The sequence below is a fragment of the Luteibacter flocculans genome (assembly GCF_023612255.1).
GTDB lineage: Bacteria > Pseudomonadota > Gammaproteobacteria > Xanthomonadales > Rhodanobacteraceae > Luteibacter > Luteibacter flocculans.
Map to the genome: position 1 here is coordinate 950,671 of NZ_CP063231.1, position 25,820 is coordinate 976,490.

Here is a 25,820-nt window from a genome sequence, read left to right on the forward strand (position 1 = left end):
TCCTTAGCGTGCGATCAGAAGCGGACGTTGGCGGTCAGCATCGCGGAGCGCGGTGTGCCCGGGGTGTAGCGGTAGCCGCTCTTGTTGATCGCTGCGACGTAGCGCTTGTCGAAGAGGTTATAGACGTTCAACTGGATGTCCAGGTGTCGATTGACCGGGTAGCTGGCCATCGCATCGAACACCCAGTACGCCTTCGTGTAAGCGGGCGTGCCGACGGCGCCGTCGGTGCCGCGCTGCAGCTCACCGGAGTAACGCGCCCCGCCACCGACGGTAAGGTTGAACGGCAGGTGGTAGGTGGTCCAGGCGGTGAAGGCACGCTTGGGCGTATAGGCCAGGTCGTCGGAACCGTTCTGGGTCACGTTGGTGCCTTTTTCCACGGTGGCATCCATCGTGGTGAAGCCGGCGCTTACTGCCCAGTCGTCCGTGATCTTGCCGAGCGCCGAAATCTCCACGCCCTGCACGCGCTTCTTGCCGATCTGGTAATACAGCAGGTCGGTCGGATCCTGCACGAGTTCGTTGGTCACCGTCGTGCGATACAGCGCCGCGGTCAGCAGAAGCTTTTCACCCAGCAGATCCCACTTCGTACCGATCTCGGCGGTGCGCGCCTTTTGCGGGTCGAAGTTCGGGTTGTCGGCGCTGTTCGCGGACGACGACAGCGTGAGCGTGTTGCCGCCCGGCGGCTCCTGCGACTGCGCGAAGTTGACGTAGATGCTGCCGTTGGCCGCGGGCTTGTAGAGCACGCCCAGCTTGTAATTGACCAGGTTGTCGCTGATGGTGGTATCGACACCGGGGACCGGCGTGCCGGTGGGCAGCCGGCCGCAGGCGGGAGCGCCGCGGGCGCCGCAGAGCACGAGGCTGTTGAAGTCGGTCTTGTAGTGATCGACGCGAACGCCAGCATTCACCTGCCAGTGTTCGCCGAACTTCACCGTATCGAAGAAGTACGCCGCCGCGGTATTGGTCTTGCCTTCGCTGCGTGCGCCCGTCTCGCCGTAGTTCAAACCACCCACGTCCGAATACGGCCGGTAGAGGTTGGCCGCTGGCCAGTGGCTTCCGCCCAGCGCGCCCATGCCGATGGTCCGCGCCTGTTCCTGGGTGAGTTCGATGCCCGTGCTGATGTCCTGGGTGACTGCGCCCGAACCGATGCTCGCCGTGAGGTTGGTCTGGTTCGTGGCGATCCGGTTGGACTGGTGCTTGAACGTCGGCAAGCTGCGCGCGATGGTCCAGGTGGACGGATCGGCCGGATTCGGCGTCAGCAGGTTAGCGGTCGAACCCATGAACGCGCTGAGCAGGTAATCCTGCGTGGTGCGACCCCAGCGTGCGGTGTTGTGCAGCGCCACGTTCTCGTTGAAATCGTGCTCGACGATGACGGTGAACATGTCCTGGGTGACATGGTCATGGTCTTGGTTCGTGCCGTAGAAGTTGTCCGGGTCCACCTTCGGCGCGTTATTCAGGAAGGCGCGTGCATCGGGGCTGCTGTAGCCCGGCAGGCCGATCGTCGGTACGCCGCCGTCCGGCACGTTGTTCTGCTTGATGTGCAGGTAGTCGATGTATACGCGGGTGGGGGTGCCAAGGCCGAAGGCGAGCGACGGTGCGACGCCCCAGCGGTTGTTTTCCACCTGATCGCGGCCGTACACGCCGCTGTCCTGGCCCAGTACGTTCAAGCGGAACGCCGCATCGTTGCCCATCGACTGGTTCCAGTCGGCGGTGGCGCGGCGGCGCTGGCCGCTGCCGACCTGCACGGAGCCCGACATGCCATTGCCCAGCACCGGCTGCTTGGTGACGAGGTTCACGGCACCCGTGGGTGCGGTGCGGCCGTATTCGGTGCCGTCCGGACCCTTGGTGACTTCCACCTGCTCGATGTTGAAGATGTCGCGGGACACCGTGCCGAGATCGCGTGCACCGTCCACGAAGATGCTGCCCGAGGTGTCGAAGCCGCGCATGTAGATCGAGTCGCCCGTGTTGGTCGAGCCGTTCTCGCCGACGTAGAAGGTGCCGACACCCGGGCTGTTGCGCAGCGCTTCGGTCAGCGTCGTGGCGCCCTGCTGCTGGATCAGCTCCTTGCCGATCACCTGGATCGTCTGCGTCGTGTCGAGCAGCGACTGGGTGAATTTGGGCGACGACACCTTGTCCACGCGGTAGTCGCTGGAGCGATCGGCCTCCACCTGCATGCCGGGCAGCGCCTGCGCGTCGTTGACCTTGGCTTGCTGGGGCGGCGCGAGATCGAGAGGAGCATCGGTCGCGGCGGCACCGTGTGCGAGGGTCAGGAGGACGGCGGCACCGACGGTGCGCGCGGCAGGAGCGGCATGCTTGCGGCTCTTGATGAAGGCCATGGGTTGTCCTTGAAGGCATGGATGGAAGAGGCGAGGACCGGCGCACGCATTACCTCCCGCACGGGCAATGCGCTACACGCACGGATCCCCTGCGAGGGCTGGCAATACGCCCAATCCCTGACAGGCGGCATGATAAACATAATGAGAACGATTCGCAATTAACTTGAGTGGCCCTTGGACTGGGCTATTTGTGTCCTGGCTTCACCGCTTCGTTGGCTTCTCGCCGCTATAGCGGCTCCCAGAGAACCAAAAAAAAGGCGCCGCATATGCGGCGCCTTCAAACGTGCCTCAGAGGAGAGGCGCGTTGCTTACCAGATCTTCACCTGCTTGTCGGCGGCGCGGATCATCTTGGCGTCCGGCTTGCACTGGAAGGCCGTAGCGAAGGCTTCCATGTTCGACGGCGCACCAATGGCGCGCAGCGACGCGGGTGCATGCGGGTCGACGTTGAGGTACAGCATCGCCTGCTTCTCGCGGACGCTGCCACGCCACACGCGGGCCCAGTTGAGGAAGAAGCGCTGGTCCTGCGTATAGCCGTCGATCTTCGACTGCGCTTCCTGCGGATTCTTCTTCAATGCTTCCTGCAGGGCGTCGTACGCAACGTTGAGGCCACCCAGGTCGGCGATGTTCTCGCCCAGGGTGAGCTTGCCGTTGACGTGCAGGTCAGGGCGGTCCTTGATCGGCGCGTACTCGTCGAACTGCGCCACGAGCTTGCCCGTGCGCTCGTCGAACTTGGCGCGGTCTTCCTTCGTCCACCAGTTCTTGTTGTTGCCCTCGCCGTCGAACTGGCTGCCCTCGTCGTCGAAGCCGTGGCTGGCCTCGTGACCGATCACCGCGCCGATGCCGCCGTAGTTGATGGCGTCGTCACCGTTGGCATCGAAGAACGGGGGCTGCAGGATTGCGGCCGGGAAGTTGATCGTGTTGTCGGTGGGGTTGTAGTAAGCGTTGACCGTCTGCGGCGTCATGCCCCATTCGAGGCGGTCGGTCGGCTTGCCGATCTTGGCGATGTCGTAGTGGTAGTTGAACTTGCTGGCGGCTTCCACATTGCCAAAGTAGTTCTCACCGTTCACATCGAGGCCGGACCAGTCACGCCACTTGTCGGGGTAACCGATCTTCGGCAGGAAGGTGTTCCACTTCTGGATGGCCTTCTGCTTGGTCTCGTCGCTCATCCAGTCGAGCTTCTCGATGCGCGCCTTGAGGGCGTTGCGCACGTTGTCGACCAGCTCGTTCGCACGCTGCTTGGCTTCCGGCTTGAACACCTTGGCGACGTAAAGCTGGCCCAGAGCCTCGCCCATCGACGAGTTGACCGTGCCCAGCACGCGCTTCCAGCGCGGCTTCTGCTGCGGCTGACCGGCGAGGGTCTTGCCGTAGAAGTCGAACTTGTTGTCCTGGAACGCCTTGGACAGATACGGCGACGCGCTGTCGATGGCGTGGAAGCGCAGGTACGCCTGCCACGTCGACACCGGCGTGGACGCCAGCATCTTGTCGAACTCCTTGAAGAACTTCGGCTGCGAGAGCGAGAAGCCCTTGTCTACCGTGACGCCCTGGGCAGCGAAGAACTTTTCCCAGTTGAAGTGCGGCGTGACCTTGTCGGCTTCGCTCACAGACACGAAGTGGTACTGGTTTTCCGGCGCACGCATTTCGACCGGGGCCAGCGAAGCGGCGGCGAGCTGCGTTTCAAACTTCATCACCTCGTCCGCCTGCTTCTTGGCGTCCTCTTCCGGCACGCCTGCGAGCGTCAGCGTCTTGGTGATGTAGGCGAGATAAGCCTTGCGGTTGTCCGCCTGCTTCGGATCGGTGTAGTAGTCCTTGGTGGGCAGGCCCAGACCGTCCTGCGACGCATAGCCGATCTGCATCTTGGCGTTCTGGAAATCCGCGCCCGCGCCGAAGCCGAACACGTAGCTGTTGCCTTCGTTGAAGCTGCTGTCGAGGAAATCGACGATGTCCTGCGTGGACTTCAGCGCATCGATCTTCGCGAGTTCCGGCTTGAGCGGCTCGACGCCGGCCTTCTCGATGGCGTCCTCGTTCATGCCGGAGCGGTAGAGCAGGCCGATCTTCTGTTCGATCGAGCCGGGCTTCGCGTTGGCGGCGCCCTTGTCCATGGCATCGACGATGTCGTGCTGGGTGTTCAGGCTGTTCTCGGCCAACTGGTCGAAGGCACCCCAGCGCGTGCGGTCCTCGGGGATCGGGTTGGCAGCCACCCATTTCGCATTGACGAAGCCGTTGAAGTCGCTGCAAGCGTCGATGTTGGTGTCGAGGTCGGCAATGTTGAACGTCGGGCCGGCAGGCTTGGCAGCTGCGGTCGTCGTAGCGGCGGCCGGAGCGGTGCCGGACGATGCGGGCGCCGGCGGCGCCGTGCTGGCATCGTCGTGCTTGCTGCATGCCGTGCCGGCGAGTGCGACGCCGAGCGCGAGCGCGAGCGGCTTCAGGTACTGCTTGGTCATGGATGTCCCTCGTTACGTGGTGACTGGACGGCGCCCCCGGCGCCGTGGGGTCCGAGCATAGCCCCTGTGACTCCGGTGCAGGGCCGACTGTGACGAAAGTCATGGTCGGGTGTGGCCTCCGCCAGTCGGTACACCTACGGCGCCGTCAGTGGTCGCCATCGTCAGTCCGGGGTGCCTGCCGGCAGTGCCCACAAGCGGGCGCGGGCTAAGGTCGCGGCCTTTGTCTTCGCTTGCATGGACCTCTGCGATGAATCGATTGTCGTCAACTTCCCGAGCTTGCTTGGCAAGCATGTTGTGTGCCGCGACTGCGGGCGCACTCGTTGCCGCTCCCACACCCAGCCCCCGCGCCTCCGCGTCCTCGTTTGCGAACGAGCCTTCTTACAAGGTCGCCGGCATTGACGACTTGCACCAGACGCCGGTGGCTCCTCAGTTCGATACGGCGGCCGACCTCGACCTCTTCCAGCAGATGTCGATGAAAGCTCGGGCCACGCCATTGCCCGAAGCTCGTCGCATCGCCAAGGCGCTTATCGAGGAAACGCTACGCCTCGACGGCGACCTCTACGTGGTCGCGCATTTCGCCAGCGCAGCGGATCGCGCCCGTGGCGTACCCGACCGTGCCCTTCTCTTGACCGACGCCTTGATGGAGGCATTTCCGGACCACTCGCGCCATAGCTTCTTTGCGGGGCTCGCCGACGCGGTGGGTGGCGTTCTGAACGGCGGCGCCAAAAGTCCCAGCATCGTGCAATTCCTCGAAAACACGTGGAACAGCGAGAGCGTTGGAGATCTGTTCAAGAAGGTGGGATTGCTCCTCTGGAGCAGGCTTGGCCCGGTCTATTTCTACAACACCTTCCTGGCCGAGGGGAACGTGATCGATACGGTCAGCGAGGATGCGCGCTCACTGGACGATGCCTTTGGCATCTTCCGAGTGGGTGGTTTTACGGCCGAGCACGAGGCACCGCTCCAGCTTTCGCAACTGGTCGAACAGTTCGGTAAGCCGAGCACGTTTGCGGAGCTTCCTTTTGTCCGCCGGTTGGATGACGCCATCGATGACTACTGGCAGAGCAATCGGGCCGACTGGCCCGTGCTTGCACGGTATGCCTTCGTGCAGCAGGCGCGGGAGGCACGCGCCATGGGTCACCTGACAGACGCCCAGTACCGATCGGTGATGCAGGGCGCCGCGCCGCACGTTCCTCTGGAAGGGCCCATCTCATTGGCGGCGCTGCAGAGCGCGCCGCCGGAGGGGCCGGTGATCGTCCGTCGCTTCGATATCAACGGCTATGCCGCGACCGATCTCATCCGCTTCGTTGCGCCGGACGGGAGCGAGGTGATGTACGTGCCGGGCGGCGATCCGGCGTTCGTCACGGCCCGCAGCGAGCGGGACCTCCGTCGCTGGGCAGGGGCGCAGGCGAACGCTCAGGACACGCTCGATGCATTGCTCTCGCACTTCTCGATCTACGACGGCCAGGACGGCCTGTACCGGGAGGGTGTGAAACAGGGGCTGGAACGTCTGCGCAGCGAGGGAGGGCAGGGCGGCAAGATGGCCGATCACGTCAGTGCCCCCATCGTCGGCGACGTCTTCGACGACATGCGGAAGCAAGTGGAGCAGCGGCTGCGTGCCGACGCGGAGACGCAGGCAAGCACCGCCTGGGAAGCGTGGCGCGCCACGATCAACCGCGCTTTGATCGCGGCGCAGCCGCTCGGCTACATCCCGCGAATCGCAGTACCGATCCAACTGATTACCGGCGTGGTCAGCGCGGCCATCGGGATAGAACAGAGCATCAACGGTCGCACCTTCGAACAACGCAAAGCGGGTGCGGAACAGGTGGCGACGACGATCATAACAGCGGTGCCGTTCGGCGCCGCCTTCGGAGGCATGGTGCGCGGCGGCAGCCCGCGTTTTCGTGCGCCGCAGCGGGTGAATGGCCAGATCGGCTATCCGCTCAGCCCGATCGTGCCGCCCGGCTGGCGGACCACGCTGACAAACCGCCTTTACCTTCGACGGGATGGTTTACCGAGTCGCTGGGTCGCATCCGACGCAAGGCGTTTGGTGGAGAAGCTCCCCAGCGGTGCCGTGGAACGTGCGGACGGGGTTTTCATGCATGGCAATCGTCGCTTCATCACGCTTCCCGTCTGGGGCAGAGGCCTGCGAACGGTGCCCATCGTTGCCGACAGCGAGGGCTACAGGATACGGCTCGACGACGACAGCGCGGGACCGCTGGTGGAACGAAAGGCGGATGGCACATGGCAGATCGCGTTCAACGAACGAAATTATCTTGACGGCAGTATCCTGGCCGAATTGGTGAGTCCGGAGATCACGACCGATCCGATGGCACTGAACAGCGCCGCGGGGGTGCTCTGGCAATGGGGATCGTCGGAAGCGGCGCTCGCGGAGGCGCATCTGGCAAACCCGGACGCGTCGTCGGCAAACCCCTTGCTGACGCTGGCCCTCGGACATGGCGTCATCGAGACGCTGGCCCGTCGCCTTCGTCATCCGTCCGGCACGTCATGGTCCGCCCGGGAAGTGGCGCTGCTGGCCCCGAGCCTCGCGCGCATGGCGGACACGCCGCTAGCGCTTTATCGGCCAGATGCAAGTTTCGAACTGGGTGTGCGGCCGGATGGCACCGCTTTTACGCGGCAGAACGTTCCGGCTGACGCATTGCATCTTCAGCGTCGAAAAGACGGCTACGCCGTGCTCGCCGACCCGCGTCGTCCCGGCGTACCTGGCGCCTACACGTCTGTTTTCTCCGCGATGGCGGAAATGCCGTCCTTTGCCGACGAGCGACGCAGCATGACGGCGGCTCAACGGGAAGCCGACTTCCGGATGCAGATGGCGGATGCGATCGAAGCGCGATCGACGCGCCCCGAACTCCAGCGCATGCATCGGCTCTGGATCGATCCGACGCTGCCGTCGCGGCGGCAGGGCCAGGTATTGAAGCGGATATCGCGCTTGCGTCATGCGCTGATGGATCGTCATGAAGGGTTGACGGAGGATCAGCAACGCTGGCTTCGTCGCGCGGCAGAAGATCAGGGCGACCGGGCGCCCGAGAACGTCGCGGACGACCCCTCCGCCCTGATCCGCCTGTTGCCGACCGTCGTAAAAGCGGAAAGCGCACTGTTGCCTGAGGGCCTGGCGCATTTGGTCGTGAATGAACCCGCCGTCATCGCCCATGGCAATGCAACGGCGGATGCGTGGATCTTCGAAGGTCGGCACTACGTGCGGCTTCGGCATCTCGACGGACAGACGCAAGTCGTGGAGACGTCGATGGACGGCGGTGGATATCGCGAGATTCTTCGGCCAGGTGACGCACCCGATCGCGCCTCGGGTCGTTTCGTAGTCGAGCGCGACGGCCTGTGGTATCCCGAGACAGAACTGGCCGACGGTTTCGCGCCGGTGGATCCGGCCGAATACGTGGGGCTTCTCGCTGCGATCACCGAGAAGCTGCCGGAGGCGATGCGGGACGACCTGGACAGCATGGCGCGCATCGTCGATACGGTGCCCGGTCCGTTGGTGCGTTTCGTTCGGCGGGGGCTCGCCTCCGTTGACGTGTCGGCCGACGGTGGCCTCGTCCTGACGGTCCGTCATTCGGGTCTGGGCGATTGGATGCACTACTTCACCCACGTAGACATGCAGGGCCGACCCGTGCCCAGCGCCTCGTCGCATGCCACGGAACTCGGTATGTCCGTGCTGCGCCAGGACGACAAGCGGCTGGTCATGACGGTGCCGCGGAGTACCAACCCCGCCGAGGCGCGCTCCCTCTCTGCCATCAACTGGTCGACGTACCAACGACTGCTACAGGCAGAGTCGCCCGTCAGTAGCTTCATGGCTCGCGGTGTCGGTGATCGCCATGTCAGCACGCTGGTGAACACGCGGCGTCTGCGCGGCATGCTGCGCGAGGACGCACACATCGCTGTCGTTGGTGCCACCCCCGACCACGTGATGACCTTGGTCATGCCGGTGAATGCCGATAGCCTGAGTGTTGCCGGCTCCGGTCCGGAAAGCGGACGACTCATCGCCGACCTGCCGGCGGACACGATCATCTTCGATGAGATGTTCAGAGTGCGCGCCTACGCTACGGACTACGCCAGGCAAGTGCGTGAGCGCGCGCTGGCGTGGCAGGCATCGGGCATCAAGATGAAACGCTTCGATCCGGCCGGACCTGAGATCGAAGAGTCGCCGGTGACCTTCGCCGAGCGCGTACTTTCGTCGCCTGTCTCAGCCAACCTCTGGAGCCCGGCGAACGATCCGATTTCCGAGGTTCACTACGTGGCGTACATGCGGAACCGCTACGCGACCCACGCACCGGTCGTGCGTGCCGGGGTCGACTGGCTGCAGACACGCGCTGCCCGGCGCGACTACATGAGCTACTTCGCGCCGCCCTTCGACGTGTTTCCCGATGGGCAGCTTCCACCGTCGCACGATGTGCATGCGCAGCGGATGCACGACCTCACGGATCTGGCGGTTACGGTCGAATTCTCCGCGGTCGGAGCCCCGGGTGCGCCAACCTCATCGTTGGGTGAACTGGTCTCCGACCGCCCCAAGGAGCCTGTGAGGGCAGCCGGGGGGTGATGGCGGGCCCGCGGCTGCGCGCGAGGGACTGTGATCGGCATCATGCCTGGTGACATTTCGCAAGAACTCGCGAGCGATGTCCACGCACTGTCATTTTTGCTTCCTACGCTGAGCGAGTCCGCAGACAGGGGTGCGGCACATGCAGCCGGTCGGTTCACTTCGAGGAGCATCTGTCATGCGCAAGCTACTGGCCGCGGGCGTCGCCTGCGTGCTCACCCTTTCCGCCGCGTCCATCGTCGCGGCGCAACAGGTCGTCGAGACGCCTGCCGAGGCGTCTTCCGCCTTCGGCTTCGGTCATGGTGGCCATGGCCATGACGGCGTGCGCACCGCCACGCCGATCAAGCATCTGGTGGTGATCTTTCAAGAGAACGTGTCGTTCGATCACTACTTCGGCACCTACCCGTTTGCCGAGAATCCCAGCGGCGAGCCGGCGTTTTACGCGCGACCGTTCACGCCGCCGGTGAACGGATTGACCCATCGCCTGCTTACCCGCAATCCGAACGCAGGCAATGCCGCCAACGGCGATGGCGCGATCAACCCGTTCCGCCTCGCTCGTGCGCAGGCGGCCACGGCCGACCAGGATCATGGCTACACCGCCGAGCAGCGTGCCTTTGACGGCGGCAGGATGGATCTCTTCCCGCAGTACACCGGTCGTGGCGAAATGCTTCCGGGCGGCGATCCTTCGCAGGAGGGCAAGGGCCAGGTCATGGGCTATTACGACGGCAACACCGTCACGGCGCTGTGGAACTATGCCCAACACTTCGCGATGAGCGACAACAGCTACGGTACCACCTTCGGTCCGTCGTCGCCCGGTGCGCTCAACCTTATCGCCGGCCAGACCGCTGGCGTGATCGATACCTTGAACGGCACAGGCGCCACCACAGACGACGGTCATGGCGGGCTGACGATGATCGGCGACCCCGATCCCATCGGCGACGTCTGCTCCTCGCCCACGGCCAGCCAGGTCACGATGGGCGGTCGCAACATCGGCGACCTGCTCAACGACCGCGGCATCACCTGGGGCTGGTTCCAAGGTGGCTTCGACCTCACGCGCACCAACCCCGACGGCAGCACCGGCTGCGCACGTCGTACGCTGTCGCAGGTCACCCACAGCACGTCCAACGACTACAGCCCGCATCACGCGCCGTTCCAGTACTACCCGTCCACCGCGAACCCAACGCATGCGCGCCCGGCATCGATCGCCGCCATCGGTCACAGCGGCGATGCGGCGAATCATCAGTACGACATCGACGACTTCTACGATGCGCTCGACGCCGGCAACCTTCCGGCAGTCAGCTTTCTCAAGGCACCTGCCTATCAGGACGGCCACGCCGGCTACTCGGATCCGCTCGACGAGCAGGCTTTCATCGTGCACGTGATCAATGCGCTTCAGCGCAGCGGCGATTGGCAGGACACGGCGGTGGTGATTGCCTATGACGACTCGGACGGTTGGTACGACCATCAGGAGCCGCCGCACGTGAACGGTTCGCAAGGCAGCACCGATGCACTCGATGGTCCGGGCCTCTGCAAGGGTCGCGCCGTGCTGCCCGGGCTGGACGGCAAGACGCCGGCTCAGGGGCGTTGCGGCTTTGGCCCGCGCCTGCCGCTGATGGTGATCTCGCCATGGGCACGAGAAAACACGGTGGACCACAGCGTGACCGACCAAAGCTCCATCACGCGGTTCATCGAGGACAACTGGCTCGATGGCAAGCGTATCGGCGGCGGTTCCAGCGATGCGCAGGCGGGGAGCCTGGACAGCATGTTCGATTTCTTCCTGCCGCGCCTGTTCGACCGCAGGCTGATTCTCGACGAATCCACCGGTCAACCGAAGCAGCCCGCAGGTTGGCCGTACTGGCCGATCGGGAAGGGTGGGCATGGTTGATCGCCGCCGTTTCCTGATAACGGCAGGTTGGACGGCCGCGGCGGGATGTCTCCCGCCGCGGCTGTTCGCGCATGACATGCGTGCCATGAAGCCCGCGTCCGCCGGACAGGTGGGCAACGCGTTGTGCATGCATGCCATGGGCGACACCAGTCACCTACCGGGGCTGGTCGATCCCGCGACGCTCACGCCCTTCGTCGACGCCTTGCCCGTTCCGCCCGTGCTCCACGCCGAGAGCGGAAAGCCCTTGCACGTGCGCATGGCGGCCTCGGAACAGAAACTGCACCGCGATCTTCCACCGACGACGCTCTGGACATACGGCGGCACCTATCCCGGTCCAACGATCGAGGCGCGCAGTGGGCAGCCGATCGAGGTGACCTGGGAGAACGCGCTGCCGACGAAGCACTTCCTGCCCATCGATCACGCCATCTGCGGCGCAGAGGCGGACAAACCGGACGTTCGCGCCATCGTCCACCTGCATGGTGCCAAGGTGCCGCACAAGGACGATGGCTTTCCAGAGGACTGGTACGTGCCCGGCGTATCGCGCCGGCATCGCTATCCGAACGCGCAGGACGCGGCGACGCTCTGGTACCACGACCATGCGATGGGCATCAATCGGCTGAACATGTATGCCGGGCTGATGGGGCTGTACCTGCTTCGCGACGAACACGAAGCTGCGCTCGGACTGCCGTCCGGCGAACAGGAACTACCGCTGGTGCTCGCGGACCGCCTGCTTCGACGCGACGGGCGCCTGTATTACCCCGATTCGGGCGATGCCAAAGCCCCCTGGGTGCCGGAAGTCTTCGGCAATCTCACGCTGGTGAACGGCGCTGTGCTGCCTCGCGCCGACGTGCAGGCGCGGCGCTATCGCCTGCGCGTGCTGAACGCGGCGAACGGACGCTTCTATCACCTGCGTTTTCGTGACCGGCGGCCGTTTCAGGTCATCGGTTCGGATCAGGGCCTGCTCGCGTCACCGGCGAGCATGACGTCGCTGTTCCTCGCGCCAGGCGAGCGCGCCGACATCGTTGTCGACTTCAGCGGGGCGGACGGCTCGACGGCCGAACTGATGAATGACGCGCTGCCACTCATGCGTTTCGCTGTTCGGCAGGGCGTGGTACGCGACGAGAGCCGCGTGCCGACGGTACTTCGCGAACTGCCGCGGGTCACCGCATCGACGGCATCGCGCGCGCGCGAGTTGACGCTGGACGAATACAGCGATTGCATCGCGACGCCCATGCTGATGCTGCTCAACGGCAAGCGATGGCACGAGCCGGTGACGGAAACGGTAACCCTGGGCAGTACGGAAATGTGGAACCTCGTGAACCTGACCGAGGATACCCATCCGATTCATCTGCACTTGGTGCGCTTCCAGATCCTGGATCGTCGCCCGTACGACGTGGACGAATACATGGAAAAGAAGACCCTGCGTTACGTGGGGCCGGCGCAGGAACCGCCGCCGCACGAGCGTGGCTGGAAGGACGTGGTGCAGGCGTATCCGGGCATGGTCACCCGCATCGTGGCGACCTTCGACGGTTATGCAGGCCGTTACGCCTGGCATTGCCATCTCGCCGAACACGAGGCCAACGAGATGATGCGACCCTTCGACGTTGTCGCCGGGTAACGCCGGGGCTAGCGCGGTTCGCTGCGAAGTACCGCCTGCAGCGCCGTGGCGTCGAGGCGAAGGATGGGATAGGCGCCCACTTTCTGTGCCGTGTACCACGGGCTGCGTTCGAAAAAGAACGACAGCCGTGCGCGCGGGCTCGCGGCAAAGGCCGGGTCGCTGTGGAGCCTGGCATCGAACGCCGCCTTCAGCGAGGGATCTTTCGCCAGCATCTCGCGGGCCAGGGCTTCGAGCACGCGAGGCTCGCCGTATTCCTTCGGCTCGAAGATGGCATCGAGGTAGCCCCAGCGCAGCATCGAGTCCGGCGCGCGTGCGTCGAGCAGGTTCAGCGCAAGCACGGCGTCGGCCTGGTCGGCGCGCACGATGACGGTGCCGGCCGGGAGTTCCGCCGTGGTGGGCGTGGGTGTGATCGTCACGTCCTTGAGCATGTGATGCCCTTCAAACGGCTTCTCGGACCACGTAGGGTGGGAGAGCTGATCCTGCGTGACCGCCACGTGCGTTGCGGCCGTTGTGCGGGTGTAGGGAATGCCGTGGGCGTCGAGGCGTTCGATCACAGCCGTCCACTGCGGAGGAATGGCCCAGGCGGCAGGCAATGGCGCAGCCACATCCGGCAGCAGGTCGTTCCAGCTCTGGATGGCGTACGTCTTCTTGATCGTCGGGTCGTAGCGCACCCAGGTGTCGCCCGAGATGTCGCTGGCCGTCTGGGTGAATGCATAGCCTTTCAGCGAGAACGGCTTCGGACGCGGGTCTTCCTTGAAGGTGACGGGCAACGCGGCATCGGGCTTTGCCGCCTGCGTCGCTGCCCAGGCATCGGCATCGCGCGAAGCCTTCAACAGCGCCGCCGGATCGCGGTTCACGGTCTCGAAGACGCTGCGCAACACGTCATAGGTAGCGCGCACGCGTACCTCGTAGGGCTTGAGCATGTGCGTTTCGATCAGCAGCCCCGCGCGGTTGCGGATGGCGGCATAACCCGTCGAGAAACGTGGCCCGGAGCCGAAGTTGGCAATGCCCTTGGTGATGTCGCGACCGTCGCGGAACTCGAGATAGGGCGACGCGAGATGACCGAACGCTTCGTAGCGGGGCATGACGTCGTCGGCATAGGCTTTCGCCTGCCACGCGGCAATCGAAGGCGGTAGCTTGTGAGCGTCCTCGGCATACCAGGTGAGGTCGTACTGGTAATCCGCACCATCGGTGGTGTGGATGTCGACCAGCAGGTCCGGTCGCCACGTGTTCCACAGTGTTAGCCAGGCCCGTGTTTCCGGTGCGTCGGCCTTGACGTAGTCGCGATTGAGATTCAGATACTGCGACTGACCGCGGAATCCCATCTCCTCCGGTCCGTTCTGATTGATCCGGAAATAGGGCCCGGAGTTTTCGTGTCCATCCACGCTGTAGACGGGTATGTAGACCAGCACCGCATGTTCGAGCAGGTGGGGGAGGCGACCCATCTTGGCGAAGTCGCGCAGCAGCATGAGGCCCGCGTCCTTGCCTTCGATCTCGCCAGGGTGGATGCCTGCCTGGACCAGCACGATCGGTTTGCCCGCTGCGCGGGCACGTTCCGGCGTGAGATCCCCGTCCGCCGCCGCGATCACCACGATCATCGGTCGCCCTTCCGGCGTGGTGCCGAAGGTCTCCAGGCGAATCGTTTCCGGCGATGCCATGGCGAGTCGGCGCAGAAATGCCTGAGTTTCCGCATACGACGGCGTTTTGTGGAACCTGTACGCCTCGGCGGGCGTGGTCCAGGTGTCTTTCGCATGGATCGTCATGGGGACCACCGCGATCAGGGCGAGGAGGAGGCGTGCGGGGAACGTCGCAGGCATGAACACCTTCCGGCTGTGTGAGCGCGTCATTGTGTGGGTTTTTCGTCCCCAGCTCCATGCCGTAGGTGGCATAGCACGTCGGACATTGTCGATGGCTCCCGGGCGCCGTCGTCCTCGGGCGACAGACGCCTCGTCGTCGCCCGACTATCGTCACGCGGCTCAACGTCTATCGCAAGGATGAAAGATGACTTACCTGCCTTCCATGGGATGTGCCGGGCGTGCCGGCATGTTCGTTCTTGCCGTGGCCCTGGCGCCTGCGACATCGGCCCACACGCTGCAGGGCGCTGATACGCCCGCGGACGCGGAGAAACTCGCGATCGCGAGCGAGACCAGCACAAACCGGAGGCCGTCCGCGTTGCCGCGCGGCCTGCCGTTCGCGACGACCGACGATGAACGTGCGTTTCGCGAGATCGCGCGACGTGCTTCGCTCTTTCCGATTCCCGCGCCGCACCACGTGGCGAAGGAATTCCTCGCGCAACGCCTGGGCATCGATGGGGATGGCTATGTGGTGGCGCATTTCGCCACGACAGAACAGCGTGCCAACGGCAAGCCCGACAATGTCATTCCTTTGACCGACGCGCTGATCGAAGCGTTTCCCGACCACGACCGGCATGGCTGGTTTGCCGAACTGTCGGACATGGTGGGTGGCCTTAACGGCGGCGGCGCATCGAGTCCAGGCATCGTCGCCACGGCGATGCGTGTGGCACATGGCAAGAGCGCCGCAGACGTCTTTTCGGCGCTCGGTAAGCTGTTGTGGAGCCGGACCGGACCGGGCTACATCTACAACACGTTCATCGCGAGCGGCAATGTTGTGGAGACGTTCCGTGAAGATCATCGGCCGCTGGATGAGGCTTTTGGCATCTACGCCGTCGGCGGCTTCGATGCCAACCATGCCAGCCCGATCAGGCTGTCGCAGGTCGTGGAGGCCTTCGCTGTGCCCAGCGCGTTCGCTGAATTGCCGTACGTCACCCGGTTGACGGCCGAACTGGACGCTTACTGGGCTCGAACGCGCGCCGATTGGCCTTTGCTGGCGCGATACGAGTTCGTCATGCAGGCACGGCATGCGCGCGATACGGGTCTGCTCACCGCGATGCAATACCGCATGGTGATGCAGGCGGCGGCACCGAAGGTCCCGCGCGAGGGCGCAGTGACTCTCGAAGCGTTGCGGCAGACGCCGGACGGCACGGGCCAAGCCTTCCTCTTCGACATCAACGGCTATGCGGCAAGCGATCTCGTCCGCTTCGTCGCTCCGGACAAGAGCGAAATCATGTACGTGCCGGGCGAATCCTCGCCGTTTGTGGTCGTGCGCGACGAGGCGGCGCTTCGGCAATGGGTACTGACGCAAGCAAAAGACCCGGCAAAGCTGACGCGTCTGCTGGCGCATTTTTCCGAGCACGACGCCCAGGACGGCCTGTTCTGGACGGGGGTGAAGCACGGTCTCGAAAACCTGGGCAGCGGTCGCTGGCGGGCCGATAGCGACGCCGTGGACCATGCGGACAGGGCGATCGTCGGCGACGTGTTCGAGGCCATGCGGACACAGGCCGAAGCACGTTTTCGCAGCGATGCGACCGTACAGGCCAGTACGGCGTGGGACGCGTGGCGAACCACCCTCAACCGCACGGTCACGCTGCTCGCGCCGCTGGGCTACGTGCCTGCGTTGGCCGTTCCCTTGCAGGCGGTCACCGGGCTCGCCAGCGTCGGTATAGGCGTGGAGCAGGCCATCGACGGCCGTACCGAGGCGGAGCGGTTGAGTGGCGTGGAACAGGCGGTGTCCACGGTCGTGACCAATGTGCCGCTGGGCGCGCTGTTCGGGGGCGAAATGCGCGGAGCGGGGCAGGGCGAGACGAAGGCCGATGGGAGCCCGTCGTTCGTTTATCCGCAACGCGTCCATGGGAAGATCGGCTATCCCCTGGGACCGACCCGGCCACCCTCCTGGCCGGCCGAGACAGTGGATCGCATCTATGCGCGCGACGACGGTCGTCTCGGCCTTTGGATGGCGGCCGATCTGCGGCGCCACACTCGTCAGCAGCTGCCACCTCGTGCGACGCATCTCGGCGACGGCACCTATATTCAAGGCGGCGACATCTACGTGCCATGGCGCGATGCCTCGCGCGTGCGTCTGGCGCGTCTGGTGCACAGTGAAAGCGGCTATCGCATGGCCCTGAGCGATGACACACCCGGCCCCCTTGTGGAACGTGGAAGCGATGGCCTGTGGCAGTTCGCCGAGATCGAGCAGAACTATCTGCCCGGCAGCTTGATTGCGCACCGCGTAGCGGGGATCCTCACCGCCGATCCTCGCGTGCTCGCTCATGCTGCGGAGGTGCTTGAACAATTCGGCGTCTCCGAGTCCTCACCGGCGGTGACCGGTATCGGCCCCGATGCGGACGCCGGAGAGCCCTTGCTCAAGCTGAGCGTCGGACACGGATTCATCGAGACCCTGTCCGCACGACTTCGCGATCCCACGGCCAAGGTGTGGACGCCGACCGAACTGCGTCTGATCGCACCGATCCTGGCTGAGGCGACGCGTCGTCCGTTCGCACTGTCTCTGGCGGATGGACGGCTCGTCATCGCCGTATTGCCCGACGGGCGGGAAGTGACGGAGGGTGTACCCGCCACGGCGCTTCGCGTAGAAATTCGTGGCGACAAGTATGTGGTGCTCGGACCACGGTTGCCGGATACCGATGAGTCCTACACCTCGGTATTTTCTGCGTTCGAAAGGCAATACAGGCGTTTGGCCACGCGCGAGCAGATGGTGGATCCCGCGCAGCGCGAACACCTTTTCCGAACCATGTTGGCTGACATGATCGATGCCAGGGGCACGCGCCCCGAGCTCGAGCGCATGCACCGGTACTGGATCGACGGCCTCCGTCTGGCCACGAAGCACAAGGAGAGGATCAAGGCGTTATCGAATCTGAGGTATGCATTGGCGAACGATTCGCAATCGCTGACGTCGGAACAGATACGACAGATCGACGACGTACGTGACGTTCTGCCCAATTCCCTTGCCGCGGACGTGACCGACTCGCGGCTGCTGGCGGCGGGTGTGATGGCTCGGATCGTGGAGCGGCAGAGCGCGTTGCTGCCTCCGGCGCTGGCTCATCTCACGGTCCGGGATCCAGACATCCTGAGACGAGCGAGGGCCGAAATAGGGGACGAATTCGGTATACAGGACAGCTACTACGTGAAGCTTCGGCATCCGGATGGCCGAATGCAGGTCGTCAAGGTCAACTTGAACGCGGCTGCGACAGGCTACGAGCTGTTGGCGCCAGGCGATGCGACGAATCGCGCCACTGGGTATTACCTCGTCGAGCGAGACGGCATGTGGCGACCCGAACAGTCACTTGCCGACGGCTTCGTTCTCGTGGATCCCGGTGAGTTCATTGCCACCACCCTCGCGGTCGGTACTGTCTTGCCGGTCGATATCGCGAGTGACCTTCAAAGTGTCATGGGCATCGTGGACGCCATTCCGCAGCCGCTATTGCGCTTCTTCAGTCGGTCGCTCACAGGTGCCGAGATCGCGGCCGACGGCGGGGTGGTCCTCACGCTCCGGCATCCCACGTCGGGCGCCGTCTTGCGCTATGCGACGCACGTCGATCGACATGGGCAGCCCATCGCTTCTGCGCCGCCGGCGGTCGCCATCGACGTCGACGCGTTACCCTTCATCGATCAGCATGTCACGCAACACGTGCCGGCCCCGACGAGACAAGGGGTTTCCCCACCCGCGCCATTCGATTCCGCCGCTTACAGGGAGCTCGTCAGGACGGGACAGCCAATCAGTGCGTTCTTCGGCGGGCGATTCGCCGATCTGCACGTCAGTGCCTTGGTAAAAACGCGGCGGTTGCGTGGCATGTTGCGCGAGGATTCGCACATGGCACTCGTGGGCGCCGCGGCGGACCACCTGGTCACGCTGGTGCTGCCCGTGGGTGAGGACGCCCTGCGGATGGTAGGGGCGGAGCGATCCGTCGGTCGCCCACTGAACGCGTTGCCCCCGGGTACGCTGATCGTGGACTCGATCTATGGCGCGATGGTGCGCGCAGAGCATTACGCGGCCTTCGCACGCGAGGTGGCTCGTGGGTGGGAGGCAGCGGGTTGGCGCGTGACACGATTGGAGCCCGATGGGCGTGAAGTGAGCGAGTCGCCCATTGCCTTTACCGAACGGATGCTCTCGACACCGATAACGGTGAATCTTTGGAATCCGGAGCACGATCCCCTATCCGAGCGACGCTACGTCGACTATGCGCGTCGCCGTTACGCGGGCGGTCTTCCTGTGCGTCATGCGGGGCTGGACTGGCTGGTGACGCGGGAGGCCCGGCGGGATTATCTGAGCTACTTCCAGCCCGACACCATGGCCATCCCATTCGCCGATGACGCCCCGGCCCATGATCCGGTCGCATCGAACGTCCGCGGTCTGGCCGAGACGGCCGTCGCTGCCGGGCTGACTTCGGGCGTGGCCCCAGGTATCTGAGGACGCGCTCAGCTCGGGCCAGGATCAGCGAGTGCGTCGCCACGCTCATGCCGATGCCGATGCATCTCGCTGATCCGGGCATGGTCACCCGCACCGTGTGTATTTCCGTGACCACAGGGAGCCCCGAAACCAACCGCACCGTCGGCATGCGTTCGCCGACGTGGGCGGCGTAGGACACCCGAGCACGTCGAAGCCGCCATCGCCATCCGTTCTCGGGCGACAGACGCTCCGTCGTCTCCCAACTATTGTCACGCCCCTCGATTTCCATCAACAGGGATGAAAGATGACTTACCTGCCTTCCAAGAGACGTGCTCACCTGCTCGTGCTCGTTGCTGCTCTGGTGCCTGCGACGAGCGTCGCCAGCGCATCGGATCCTGCCTTGCGCAGGGACGCGGCGCAAACGGCGAACGCGAGCGATATGTCCGCGACACGCCAGCTTCCCGCATGGCCGCGCAGCCTGCCGTTCGCGACCGCCGACGACGAGCGGACGTTTCATGAGATCGCGCGCCAGGCGTCCCGGTTTCCTATTCCCAATCCGCGCCGAGTGGCGAAGGACATCATCAAGGAACGCTGGAACATCGATGGCGATGCATACGTGGTCGCTCATTTCGCCACGGCAGATCAACGCGCCCGCGAAACCCCCGACAACGTGATGTCCCTGATCGACGCGCTGATCAACGCCTTTCCCGATCATGATCGGCATGGCTGGTTCGCCGAACTGTCTGACACGGTGGGTGGCCTGAACGGTGGCGGCGCGGCGAGTCCCGGCATCGTCGCTACGGTCGTGCACCTCGTGCACGGCAAGAACGCCGCGGACGTCTTCTCGACGCTTGGCAAGTTGCTGTGGAGCAGGACCGGCCCTGGATATATCTACAACACGTTTTTCGCGAAGGGCAACGTCATTGAAACCGTCCGCGAGGATCGCCGCCCGTTGGATGAGGCGTTTGGCATCTACAAGGTCGGCGGTTTCGATGCGGGCCACGCCAGTCCGATCCTGCTCTCGCAGTTGGTGGAATCTTTCGCCGCGCCCGGCACGTTCTCGGAACTGCCGTACGTCAGCCGGTTGAAGGCCAAGCTGGATGCGTACTGGGCCCGAACCCGCGCCGATTGGCCCTTGCTGGCGCGTTACGAGTTCGTCATGCAGGCGCGGCATGCGCGCGACACGGGCCTGCTTACCGAGGCGCAATACGGAGCCGTCATGCAGGCCGCAGCGTCGCAGGTCCCCTTGAACGGTCCGGTGACTCTCGAACAATTGCGGAAGTCTTCGCCCAGCGCAGGTCGCGCTCGTCGCTTCGATATCAACGGTTATGCGGCAAGCGACCTTATCCGGTTCTTCGCCCCGGACAAGAGCGAAATCATGTACATGCCGGGCGAGACGCCGCGCTTCGTGGTCGTCCGTGACGAGGCCGCGCTTCGCCAATGGACGCTGACGCAAGCGAAGGACCCGGCGAAGGCGACCCGCCTGCTTGCGCATTTCGGCGAGTGGGAGAGTCAGGACAGCTTGTTCTGGACGGGCGTCAAGCACGGCCTGGAAGATCTCGCCACCGGCCGTTGGCAGGCCGATGGCGGCACGGTGGATCATGCAGAAACGGCGATCAGCGGCGACGTGTTCGAGGCCATGCGTATGCAGGCCGAAGAGCGTCTGAGCGAGGATGCGAAGTTGCAGGCCAGCACGGCATGGGATGCGTGGCGAACCCGGATCAATCGTACGGCGACGCTGGTCGCGCCGCTGGGCTATGTGCCCATCCTGGCCATTCCCGTGCAGATCGCCACGGGACTCGCCGGTGTCGGAACGGGCATCGAACAGGCCATCGACGGCCGGACCGAAGCGGAGAGGGCTGGCGGCGTGGAGCAGGTCGTTTCCACGGTCGTGACCAACGTACCGCTGGGCGCGGTGTTTGGGCATGAGATGCGGACCGGGAAAGACGACACGGCAAGCAATGAGGCGCGGCCATCGTTCGTTCGTCCGCAACGCGTCCACGGAAAGATCGGCTATCCCCTGGGGCCCACGCGTCCGCCCTCCTGGCGGGCGGAGAGGGTGAATCGCGTCTTTGCGCGAGACGACGGCAGCACGGGCTTCTGGGCGGCAGACGAGGTGCGGCGGCACACCCGTCGGGCGGTTCCGCGCTATTCGATGCACCTTGGCGACGGCACCTTCGCCCACAATCACCAGATCTACGTGCCTTTGCGCGTTTCGTCCACCGCACGTTATGCGCAGCTCGTTCATGCTGGCAGGGGCTATCGGATGGCCTTGGCCGACGGCAGCCCCGGTCCGCTGATCGAGCGCGGATACGACGGATTCTGGAGGCTTGCCGACGTTGCCGACAACTACCTGCCTGGTAGTGTGCTCGCGCACCGGGTGGCGAACATGTTCACAACCGACCCGCGCGTGCTCACTCGCGCTGCGGAAGTGCTGGAACAATTCGGCGTGTCCGAATCCGGGCCCCTGGTGACGGGCATCGGGGCGAATGCGGACATCGCGGATCCCTTGATACGGCTGAGTGTGGGACACGGATTCATCGAGACATTGTCCGCCCGCCTGCGCGATCCGACGGCAAGGACGTGGACCCTTTCCGAGTTGCGGATCGTCGCTCCCATCCTTGCCGAGCAGACGCGCCGTGCCCTCGCCGTGTTCCGTGGCGATCACAGCCTTGCCTTTGCCGTGCTGCCCGACGGCAACGAGGTGGCGCAAGAAGACGTTCCGGACACGGCACTCTTGGTGGAACGCCGTGGCGACGCCTATGTCGTGCTCGGTCCTCGGCTTCCGGACAGCGGGTTTCGCTATGCCTCGTTGTTTGAGGCCGTGGAGCGACAGCGTCCGCAGTTCGGAGTGCCGGTGCAAATGGGGGATGGGGCGCAGCGCGAGCACGCCTTCCGTACCATGCTGGCCGATCGGATCGATGCCACGTCCAACCGCGTTCAACTCGAGCGTATGCATCGGTCCTGGATCGGTTCCCTTCCCATGCCTCACCAGCAGATCGTCTTGTTGATGCGTATCTCGCGGCTGAGGTATGCCCTGGCGCACGAACCCGCGTCGCTCACGCCAGAAGAGATACGACAGATCGATGAGGTGCGCGACCTCTTGCCCGATACGCTGCCACCCGGCGTGATGGACTCGCGCTTGCTGGCAGCGGGGGTACTGAGTCGGATTGCCGAACGACAGAGCGCGCTGCTGCCTCCCGCGCTGGAATACCTGACGGTCCAGGATCCGGCCGTCCTGGCAAGGATGGGGTCACAAGCCGACGACGATCTTGGGATGCAAGGCCGTTACTACGCCCGGCTACGGCATCTGGACGGCCGCACGCAGCTCGTCGAGATATCCCCGGATGCGCGCGCCGTCGGCTACGAGGTGCTTGCACAAGGAGACGGTACGCATCGCTCGACCGGTCGGTACGTCGTCGAGCGAGACGGCGTATGGCGTCCTGAGACATCGCTCGCGGAAGGGCTTGCGGTCATGGATCCGGGCGAGTTCATCGCCACTTCCCTCGCGCTGACGGATGTCCTTCCGGCTGACATCTCGCGCGATCTGCCGAACGTGATGACTATCGCGGATGCCATCCCGCAGCCGCTTCTGCGTTTCTTCAGCCGGTCGCTCAGCGGCGCCGAGATCGCTCCCGACGGCGGGGTAGTGCTTACTGTTCGGCATCCCACCTCAGGGACTGCGCTGCGCTATGCGACGCATGTCGATCGAAACGGGCGACCGATCCCCGCCGCGCCGGCATTGATTCCCGTGACGAATCACTTACCTCCTCTTTCGGATGTTCATCTCAATCCCCGCGTGCCGATGGCGATGGACCTTCAGCTATCGTCGCGGCGTCCCCTCGATGTGGACACTTACGCCGAATTGTTCAGGACGGGGCAGCCCATCAGTGCTTTCATCGACATGGGGTTTGCCGACCTGCACGTCAGTGCCCTGATGACGACCCGAAGGCTGCGAGGCATGCTCCGAGAAGATGCGCACGTCGCCTTCGTGGGCAGCGCGGAGGATCATGTGTTCACGCTGATCATGCCTGCCGATGAAGGTGCCCTGCGGATGGCGGGGCCTGAGCAGGCCCTCGGCCGGCGGTTGGATGATTTGCCTGCGGGCACGATCATCGTGGACCCCATGTATGGCATGGTGGCGAGCGCGGACCGCTACGCGACGTTGGTTCGCGAGGTGGCGCAGCGGTGGGATGCGTCCGGCCGGCAAATGATGCGAGTGGAACCGGATGGGCACGAGTCGTCCGAGTCGCCCGTCGCCTTCACGGAGCGCATGCTGGCGGCGCCGGTGCGGGTCAATCTCTGGAATCCCGAGCATGACCCGATATCCGAGCGTCGCTATGTGGACTATGCGCTGCGACGACATGCGCGCGGGCTGACCGTGCGCCATCCGGGAAGGGATTGGCTGGCGACCCGGGAAGCCCGGCGGGACTACATGGACTATTTCCGGCCCACGACCACGACGATACCGTTTGCCGACGACGCTCCGGCGGGTGATCCGAGCACGATAGGCCTGCGCGATCTGGCCGAGGCCGCCATTGCCGCCGGCCTGTCGCCGGTACACGGACCAGGTACCTAAGGACGCGCTAAGCTCGGGCCCAGGATAATGGTTCATATCCGATGCCGAGTCTCTGCCCGTGCACATCATCCTTGTCGAAGACGACGTTCAGTTGGGCGAGGCGATTCGCCGGGCACTGGAGCGGCTGGCCTATACGATCAGCTGGTTCCGCGACGGCAACGAGGCACTGCTCGCCTTGCGCGACCACGACGCGGATCTGGTCCTGCTCGACCTGGGTCTGCCGGGCAGGGACGGGATGGACGTGCTCACCGAAGCGCGGCGCCTGCGCGTGACCACGCCGGTGATCGTGATGTCGGCCCGCGATGCGCTGGACTCGCGCATCCGCGTGCTTGACGCAGGCGCGGACGATTACCTCATCAAGCCGTTCCACCTGGACGAACTGGCGGCGCGTATTCGCTCCCTGGCCCGCCGCGCGAGGGGCGCCGCCGTCAACCGCCTCGAGGCGGGGGCGCTGAGCCTCGACCTCGGCACCTTCGACGTGACCTGGCACGGCGAGCGCGTGGAGCTGACCCGCCGCGAGTTCGCGCTGCTGCAGGCGCTCATGGAGCGTGCTGGCCGCATCGTTCGCCGTGAGTCGCTGGAGAATTCGCTGTACGGTCCTGACAACGTCATGAGCACGAGCGCGCTCGAGGTGCTGGTGCACTCGTTGCGACGCAAGTTGAGCCACGGGGCGATTCAGACAGTACGCGGATTCGGCTACATGGTGCCCCGGGAACCGCAGTGACGGCGGCCAGCCTGCGCGCCCGCCTGCTTGTCCTCATCGTATGCGTGCTGGCGGCGGTGCTGGTGCCTCTGGGTTTCCTGAGTGCCCAGCACACGCTGGAGGAAGTGGACGAGCTTTCGGACGGCCGGCTGGCCCAGGCGGCGCGTACGTTGGAGGTACTCGTCGATCGCATCGGCGTGGAGCAGTTGCGTCAGCAGCGGGCCGCGCGCCTGCTCGTGCCCAGCGTGTCCAACCACCCGCAGGAACTGACCGTTCAGGGCCGTACGTTCGAGTCGGAAGTGGGATTCCAGGTATTCGATCGCGATGGCACGCTGTTGCTGGCCACGGAAAATCTGGCCGCGTTGCCGCGGACCCAGGCCACCGATGGAAGCTACGAGGACGTCCGCAAGGGCAAGTACGAGTGGCGCGTGTTCACCTTGATCAAGGAGGACGACGACATCGTCATCCGCGCGGGTGAGCGCTATGACAGCCGCAACGAGATCACGCGTGCCCTGTGGATCGAGCACGGTCTGCCGATGCTGTTGGGTCTGCCGTTGATGGCCTACCTCGTCGGCTGGGCCATCCGACGCGGCATGCGCCCGCTTGATGCCCTGGCCAAGGCGCTTTCGCGACGTGAGCCTGGCAGTCGCGAGCCTGTGCATCTGCGCGACGCGCCTACCGAACTGCAACCCGTGCTCGCGGCCCTGAACGAGCAGATCGGGCAGCTCGAAGAGGCGCTCGAACGTGAGCGACGCTTCAGCGCCGACGTGGCCCACGAACTGCGCACGCCCCTGGCCTCGACCATGATCAACCTGGAAGACGCCATGGCCTCCGCCCGCCCCGACGAAGCCGAGGCAGCACTGCAGGCGGCGCGGGAGTGTCTCGTCTCGCTGGCCCGCCGTACGGAACAGTTGCTGGCCCTGGCGCGTCTTGAGGCAGGTGCCGCGGCGGGCCCGCGCAGCCGCGTCGATCTCAGCGAACTGGCCCTGGACGTCATCGAGGAAATGTCGGCGCTGATCGGTTCCGGTGGCGTTGAACTTAGCGTCGAACTACCCGATCACCAGTTTGTTGAAGGCTATGGCGTGGCGTTGAGCGCGCTGCTACGCAATCTGCTGGAGAACGCCTTCCGCCACGTGCCGCGAGGCGGCCATGTGGAACTGTCGATCCGCCAGGCCGGCGGCGAGGCCGTGATCGAGGTGGTGGACGACGGTCCGGGCATCCCGGCGGAAAAGCGCGAGGCCATGTTCACCCGGTTTCAGCGCGGCATCGATACCCAGGGTTCCGGCTACGGTCTCGGCCTGTCGATCGTGCAGCGCGCGGTGGAACTCAACGGCGCCCAGATCCGCATGCTTGACCGCGACGACGGCGCCAGCGGCCTGCGCGTAGTGGTATCCCTGCCGACGGCGTGATCTGCGAGCGCGTTTCATTCAAGCACGCGA

The 25,820-nt window shown here is 64.8% G+C and carries 10 protein-coding genes; 7 read left to right on the forward strand and 3 right to left on the reverse strand.

Annotated features, from left to right (window positions below; translation table 11 throughout):
- Positions 1-14 precede the first annotated feature (14 nt).
- Positions 15-2,330: a catecholate siderophore receptor Fiu gene (locus IM816_RS04175; RefSeq protein ID WP_250339891.1), complete on the reverse strand. Its 2,316-nt coding sequence runs from the start codon at positions 2,328-2,330 to the stop codon at positions 15-17.
- 308 nt (positions 2,331-2,638) lie between these two features.
- On the reverse strand, positions 2,639-4,771 hold the full coding sequence (locus IM816_RS04180) for a M13 family metallopeptidase (RefSeq protein ID WP_250339892.1): 2,133 nt from the start codon (positions 4,769-4,771) through the stop codon (positions 2,639-2,641).
- A 403-nt stretch (positions 4,772-5,174) separates the two neighbouring features.
- On the opposite strand from IM816_RS04180, the gene IM816_RS04185 reads away from it, so the two are divergent.
- The 3 genes from IM816_RS04185 to IM816_RS04195 all read left to right on the forward strand — a co-directional run bounded on the left by IM816_RS04185 (position 5,175) and on the right by IM816_RS04195 (position 12,838).
- Complete coding sequence (locus tag IM816_RS04185) at positions 5,175-9,338, forward strand: dermonecrotic toxin domain-containing protein (RefSeq protein WP_250339893.1); 4,164 nt, start codon at positions 5,175-5,177, stop codon at positions 9,336-9,338.
- 175 nt (positions 9,339-9,513) lie between these two features.
- Complete coding sequence (locus IM816_RS04190; RefSeq protein WP_250339894.1) at positions 9,514-11,220, forward strand: phospholipase C; 1,707 nt, start codon at positions 9,514-9,516, stop codon at positions 11,218-11,220.
- Positions 11,213-12,838 (forward strand): multicopper oxidase family protein, encoded by a 1,626-nt coding sequence (locus tag IM816_RS04195; protein WP_250339895.1) that lies wholly within the window; start codon positions 11,213-11,215, stop codon positions 12,836-12,838. Before IM816_RS04190 ends, IM816_RS04195 begins: the two co-directional genes overlap by 8 nt.
- 8 nt (positions 12,839-12,846) lie before the next feature.
- Here the strand turns inward: IM816_RS04195 and IM816_RS04200 are convergent, their stop codons facing one another.
- A complete protein-coding gene (locus IM816_RS04200; RefSeq protein ID WP_250339896.1) occupies positions 12,847-14,655 on the reverse strand; it encodes a M14 family metallopeptidase in 1,809 nt (602 codons plus the stop codon).
- 184 nt (positions 14,656-14,839) lie between these two features.
- On the opposite strand from IM816_RS04200, the gene IM816_RS04205 reads away from it, so the two are divergent.
- From IM816_RS04205 to IM816_RS04220, 4 genes are all read left to right on the forward strand, one after another.
- Positions 14,840-19,120 carry a dermonecrotic toxin domain-containing protein gene (locus tag IM816_RS04205; protein WP_250339897.1) on the forward strand — a complete coding sequence of 1,427 codons (4,281 nt, stop codon included), beginning with the start codon at positions 14,840-14,842 and terminating at the stop codon, positions 19,118-19,120.
- A gap of 283 nt (positions 19,121-19,403) precedes the next feature.
- Positions 19,404-23,678 (forward strand): dermonecrotic toxin domain-containing protein, encoded by a 4,275-nt coding sequence (locus IM816_RS04210; protein ID WP_250339898.1) that lies wholly within the window; start codon positions 19,404-19,406, stop codon positions 23,676-23,678.
- Between the two features lie 58 nt (positions 23,679-23,736).
- Positions 23,737-24,402, forward strand: coding sequence for a response regulator (locus IM816_RS04215; protein ID WP_072322837.1), 666 nt, complete (start codon positions 23,737-23,739; stop codon positions 24,400-24,402).
- Positions 24,399-25,790: a sensor histidine kinase gene (locus tag IM816_RS04220; protein ID WP_250339899.1), complete on the forward strand. Its 1,392-nt coding sequence runs from the start codon at positions 24,399-24,401 to the stop codon at positions 25,788-25,790. Before IM816_RS04215 ends, IM816_RS04220 begins: the two co-directional genes overlap by 4 nt.
- The last annotated feature ends 30 nt before the right edge of the window (positions 25,791-25,820 follow it).

Excerpts from the sequence above, each read along its gene's own strand:
- IM816_RS04175 (WP_250339891.1), bottom strand. The coding sequence starts at position 2,330 with ATGGCCTTCATCAAGAGCCGCAAGCATGCCGCTCCTGCCGCGCGCACC.
- IM816_RS04180 (WP_250339892.1), bottom strand. The coding sequence starts at position 4,771 with ATGACCAAGCAGTACCTGAAGCCGCTCGCGCTCGCGCTCGGCGTCGCA.
- IM816_RS04190 (WP_250339894.1), top strand. The coding sequence starts at position 9,514 with ATGCGCAAGCTACTGGCCGCGGGCGTCGCCTGCGTGCTCACCCTTTCC.
- IM816_RS04195 (WP_250339895.1), top strand. The coding sequence starts at position 11,213 with ATGGTTGATCGCCGCCGTTTCCTGATAACGGCAGGTTGGACGGCCGCG.
- IM816_RS04200 (WP_250339896.1), bottom strand. The coding sequence starts at position 14,655 with ATGCCTGCGACGTTCCCCGCACGCCTCCTCCTCGCCCTGATCGCGGTG.
- IM816_RS04205 (WP_250339897.1), top strand. The coding sequence starts at position 14,840 with ATGACTTACCTGCCTTCCATGGGATGTGCCGGGCGTGCCGGCATGTTC.
- IM816_RS04210 (WP_250339898.1), top strand. The coding sequence starts at position 19,404 with ATGACTTACCTGCCTTCCAAGAGACGTGCTCACCTGCTCGTGCTCGTT.